The sequence below is a fragment of the Shigella sp. SIG3 genome (assembly GCF_053555855.1).
Genome location: NZ_JBQZXE010000186.1, coordinates 1 through 4445, shown reverse-complemented (window position 1 = coordinate 4445; position 4445 = coordinate 1). Strand labels below are relative to the sequence as shown.

The 4445-nt window shown below is 52.7% G+C and carries 6 protein-coding genes; 2 read left to right on the top strand and 4 right to left on the bottom strand.

The features are described from left to right. The coding region (locus tag ACUU1I_RS19710; protein ID WP_032157083.1) for a YiiX/YebB-like N1pC/P60 family cysteine hydrolase at positions 1-250 on the top strand (250 nt) is incomplete at its 5' end. Between the two features lies 1 nt (position 251). On the opposite strand, the gene ruvC is transcribed toward ACUU1I_RS19710, so the two are convergent. The 4 genes from ruvC to aspS form a co-directional block, all read right to left on the bottom strand. Beyond that, positions 252-773 carry a crossover junction endodeoxyribonuclease RuvC gene (ruvC, locus tag ACUU1I_RS19705; protein WP_005068993.1) on the bottom strand — a complete coding sequence of 174 codons (522 nt, stop codon included), beginning with the start codon at positions 771-773 and terminating at the stop codon, positions 252-254. Between the two features lie 34 nt (positions 774-807). Then, a complete protein-coding gene (locus ACUU1I_RS19700) occupies positions 808-1548 on the bottom strand; it encodes a YebC/PmpR family DNA-binding transcriptional regulator (RefSeq protein WP_000907248.1) in 741 nt (246 codons plus the stop codon). A 28-nt stretch (positions 1549-1576) separates the two neighbouring features. After that, positions 1577-2029, bottom strand: a complete 453-nt coding sequence (nudB, locus tag ACUU1I_RS19695; RefSeq protein WP_001300367.1) for a dihydroneopterin triphosphate diphosphatase — start codon at positions 2027-2029, stop codon at positions 1577-1579. A 117-nt stretch (positions 2030-2146) separates the two neighbouring features. After that, positions 2147-3919: an aspartate--tRNA ligase gene (aspS, locus tag ACUU1I_RS19690; protein ID WP_001258670.1), complete on the bottom strand. Its 1773-nt coding sequence runs from the start codon at positions 3917-3919 to the stop codon at positions 2147-2149. Positions 3920-4228: 309 nt separating this feature from the next. Between aspS and ACUU1I_RS19685 the strand changes: the two genes are divergently transcribed. Next, positions 4229-4445, top strand: a 217-nt coding sequence (locus tag ACUU1I_RS19685) for an isochorismatase family protein (RefSeq protein ID WP_449144271.1), incomplete at its 3' end; no start/stop codon positions are given.

Genomic DNA, 4445 nt, shown 5'->3' with positions numbered 1-4445 from the left:
TTCAAAATTTGTCTTTGATATTTATAAAGAGGCGCTATGTATTCCGGTGGGTGAAATAGAGACGTTTGGACAACTGTTAAATAGCAATCCGAATGCAAAACTCACTTTCTGGAAATTCTGGTTCTTAGGTTCTATTCCGTGGGAGCGTAAAACCGTCACGCCAGCCAGTTTGTGGCATCATCCGGGTTTGGTGTTGATTCACGCGGAGGGAGTTGAAACGCCTCAGCCAGAACTGACCGAGGCGGTATAACTTAACGCAGTCGCCCTCTCGCCAGGTTCAGCCGCGATTCGCTCATCTGCATCGCATTCTGACTAACGTGGCAGTGGGTGATGGCAATCGCCAGCGCATCGGCGGCATCCGCCTGTGGATTAGCGGGCAGTTTCAGCAAGGTGCGGACCATATGCTGCACCTGGCTTTTTTCGGCACTACCCATACCTACCACCGTTTGCTTTACCTGACGTGCCGCGTATTCAAATACCGGCAATTCCTGATTCACCGCCGCAACAATCGCCACGCCGCGCGCCTGGCCCAGTTTCAGGGCTGAGTCAGCGTTCTTCGCCATAAAGACTTGTTCAATGGCGAAATAATCAGGCTGGAACTGGGTGATGATTTCCGTCACGCCCGCATAGATGAGCTTCAGACGAGACGGTAAATCATCCACTTTGGTGCGTATGCATCCGCTACCCAGGTAAGACAGTTGCCTACCTACCTGGCGGATGACGCCGTAGCCGGTCACGCGCGAACCCGGGTCAATGCCGAGAATAATAGCCATCACGCGTCTCCGTTTTGCTGTTTAGCAGGCATCATCAGAGAGTCGCTGCAACCTCATCAGAGATTTCACCGTTATGGTAAACTTCCTGCACGTCGTCGCAATCTTCCAGCATATCGATCAGACGCATCAGTTTCGGCGCGGTTTCTGCATCCATATCAGCTTTGGTGGACGGGATCATGGAAACTTCCGCGCTGTCTGCTTTCAGACCTGCCGCTTCCAGAGCGTCGCGCACTTTACCCATTTCTTCCCATGCAGTGTAGACATCAATCGCGCCGTCATCATATGTCACAACGTCTTCAGCACCTGCTTCCAGAGCTGCTTCCATGATGGTGTCTTCGTCGCCTTTCTCGAAGGAGATCACGCCTTTTTTGCTGAACAGATAAGCTACGGAACCGTCAGTGCCGAGGTTACCGCCACATTTGCTGAATGCGTGACGCACTTCAGCAACGGTACGGTTGCGGTTGTCAGACAGACATTCAATCATGATTGCCGTGCCGCCAGGACCGTAACCTTCGTAGATGATGGTTTCCATGTTTGCATCATCATCACCGCCCACACCACGTGCAATTGCGCGGTTCAGTGTGTCACGGGTCATGTTGTTAGACAGTGCTTTATCCACCGCCGCACGCAGACGCGGGTTAGCGTCCGGATCGCCACCGCCCAGCTTAGCCGCGGTTACCAGCTCACGAATGATTTTAGTGAAGATTTTACCGCGCTTAGCATCCTGCGCAGCTTTACGATGTCTGGTGTTGGCCCATTTACTATGACCTGCCATAAAAATATCTCCAGATAGCCCTGCCTGTTCAGGCAGCGTTAATTACAAACTGTTCAATCGCCTGCCGGTTGCTCCAGGACTTAGTGAGCGCCGCCGCAGCAGGCGCATCAAGCCACTTGTAAGCCAGATGTTCAGTGAAAACGATCTGCCGCTCGTGCGGAAGCGCAAGACAGAACCATGATTCCGTATTACGCGTCACGCCCGGCGCATAGCGATGACGTAAATGTGAAAAAATTTCAAACTCTACCGTGCGCTGACAGTCAATTAAGGTCAGTTGTTCAGCGACAACATCAATGGTGACCTCTTCCTTTACTTCGCGCATGGCAGCTTGCGGCGCGGTTTCACCCTCTTCCACGCTGCCGGTTACCGACTGCCAGAAATCGGGATCGTCACGCCGCTGCAACATCAGCACCCGTTTCGTATCTTGTGCATAGATGACCACTAAGATCGAAACGGGACGCTTATACACTTTATCCTTCACGCTGCCTCTTCGTTGACTGCCTTCGCTCATCCCATTCACATAGTTATCTATGCTAATGGGAGTTCACTCAGTTGCCGCCTTGATGCAACGCGAATGATTTCGTGTATTTGAGTCATATCAGTTATTCTCAGCCTTCTTCACAACCTGAATGCTCAGCTCAGCCAGTGCAGTCGGGTTAGCAAAGCTCGGTGCTTCAGTCATCAGACACGCTGCCGCCGTGGTTTTCGGGAAGGCGATAACGTCACGGATATTGTCGGTGCCAGTCAGCAGCATGGTCAGACGGTCAAGACCGAATGCCAGACCTGCGTGCGGCGGAGTACCGTATTTCAGGGCGTCGAGCAGGAAGCCGAATTTCTCGCGCTGTTCCTCTTCGTTGATACCCAGAATACCAAACACCGTCTGCTGCATATCACCATTATGGATACGTACTGAACCACCGCCCACTTCGTAACCATTGATGACCATATCGTAAGCGTTCGCCACCGCATTTTCCGGTGCAGCTTTCAGTTCTGCAGCAGTCATGTCTTTCGGTGAGGTGAACGGATGGTGCATTGCCGTCAGGCCGCCTTCACCGTCGTCTTCAAACATCGGGAAGTCGATAACCCACAGCGGTGCCCATTTGCTTTCGTCGGTCAGACCAAGGTCTTTACCCACTTTCAGGAGCAGTGCGCCCATCCCGTCGGCAACAATTTTCTTGTTGTCGGCACCGAAGAAAATCATATCGCCATCTTGCGCGGCAGTACGATCCAGGATGGCTTCGATGATTTCTGCATTAAGGAACTTCGCTACCGGGCTGTTGATACCTTCCAGACCTTTCGCGCGTTCGTTAACTTTGATGTAAGCCAGACCTTTCGCGCCGTAGATTTTAACGAAGTTACCGTATTCGTCGATCTGCTTACGGGTCAGCGATGCGCCACCCGGAACACGTAGAGCGGCAACACGGCCTTTCGGATCGTTCGCCGGCCCCGCAAATACTGCAAACTCAACAGATTTCAGCAGATCGGCAACGTCGGTCAGTTCCATCGGGTTACGCAGATCCGGTTTATCAGAACCATAACGGCGTTCTGCTTCCGCAAAGGTCATTACCGGGAAATCGCCCAGATCCACGCCCTTCACTTCCAGCCACAAATGACGCACCAGCGCTTCCATCACTTCACGCACTTGCGGCGCGGTCATGAAAGAAGTTTCCACATCGATCTGAGTAAATTCAGGCTGACGATCAGCGCGCAGGTCTTCGTCACGGAAGCATTTAACGATCTGATAGTAACGGTCAAAACCGGACATCATCAGCAGCTGTTTGAACAACTGTGGGGATTGCGGCAGTGCGTAGAATTTACCTTTGTGCACACGAGAAGGCACCAGGTAGTCACGCGCGCCTTCCGGCGTGGCTTTGGTCAGCATCGGAGTTTCGATGTCGAGGAAGCCGTGGTCATCCATAAAACGGCGCACCAGGCTGGTGATTTTAGCGCGGGTTTTCAGGCGCTGCGCCATTTCCGGGCGACGCAGGTCGAGGTAGCGGTATTTCAGACGCGCTTCTTCGGTGTTGACGTGGTTAGAGTCAAGCGGCAGAACATCTGCGCGGTTGATGATAGTCAGCGAGGACGCCAGCACTTCAATTTCGCCGGTCGCCATATCGCGGTTAATATTTTTTTCGTCACGCGCACGTACGGTGCCCGTAACCTGAATGCAGAACTCATTACGCAGTTCAGAGGCCAGCTTTAACGCGTCCGCACGATCCGGATCGAAAAATACCTGCACGATACCTTCGCGGTCGCGCATATCGATGAAGATCAGGCTACCAAGATCACGACGACGGTTGACCCAACCACACAGAGTCACCTGCTGCCCCACGTGGGACAAACGGAGCTGTCCACAATATTCTGTACGCATGAGATATCCCTTAACTTAGCTGCCGGCGGATGCCCCCTGCTGCGCAGGTGACCAAGTCGCAGCGTTAGCTGTATGTCACAACTGAATGAAAAAAGGCGGCTATTATACTGGAAATTCTGCCGCACCGTAAGAGCCTGGCCCGCGCTGGAACGCCTCGTTACCACTTTATATCGGGCCTGAAATCAGACTCTACGCCAGTTTGCTATAAAGGTGTTGCCCGAACTCATAAAAATTAACAAAATTTGTCGTTCCGCCATCGGCTAATCGCATTAAGGTGTGAGGCACGATTTTGTTTTTTCAGGAGTCAGCATGCTTGAACTTAATGCTAAAACCACTGCGTTGGTGGTGATCGATTTACAAGAAGGCATCTTACCTTTTGCCGGTGGTCCACATACTGCCGATGAGGTAGTTAATCGCGCCGGGAAGCTGGCGGCGAAATTTCGCGCCAGCGGTCAGCCCGTGTTTCTGGTGCGAGTTGGCTGGTCTGCCGATTACGCCGAAGCATTAAAACAGCCGGTTGATGCCC

Coding starts and splice junctions, on each gene's coding strand:
- ruvC (WP_005068993.1), bottom strand. CDS start 773: ATGGCTATTATTCTCGGCATTGACCCGGGTTCGCGCGTGACCGGCTAC.
- ACUU1I_RS19700 (WP_000907248.1), bottom strand. CDS start 1,548: ATGGCAGGTCATAGTAAATGGGCCAACACCAGACATCGTAAAGCTGCG.
- aspS (WP_001258670.1), bottom strand. CDS start 3,919: ATGCGTACAGAATATTGTGGACAGCTCCGTTTGTCCCACGTGGGGCAG.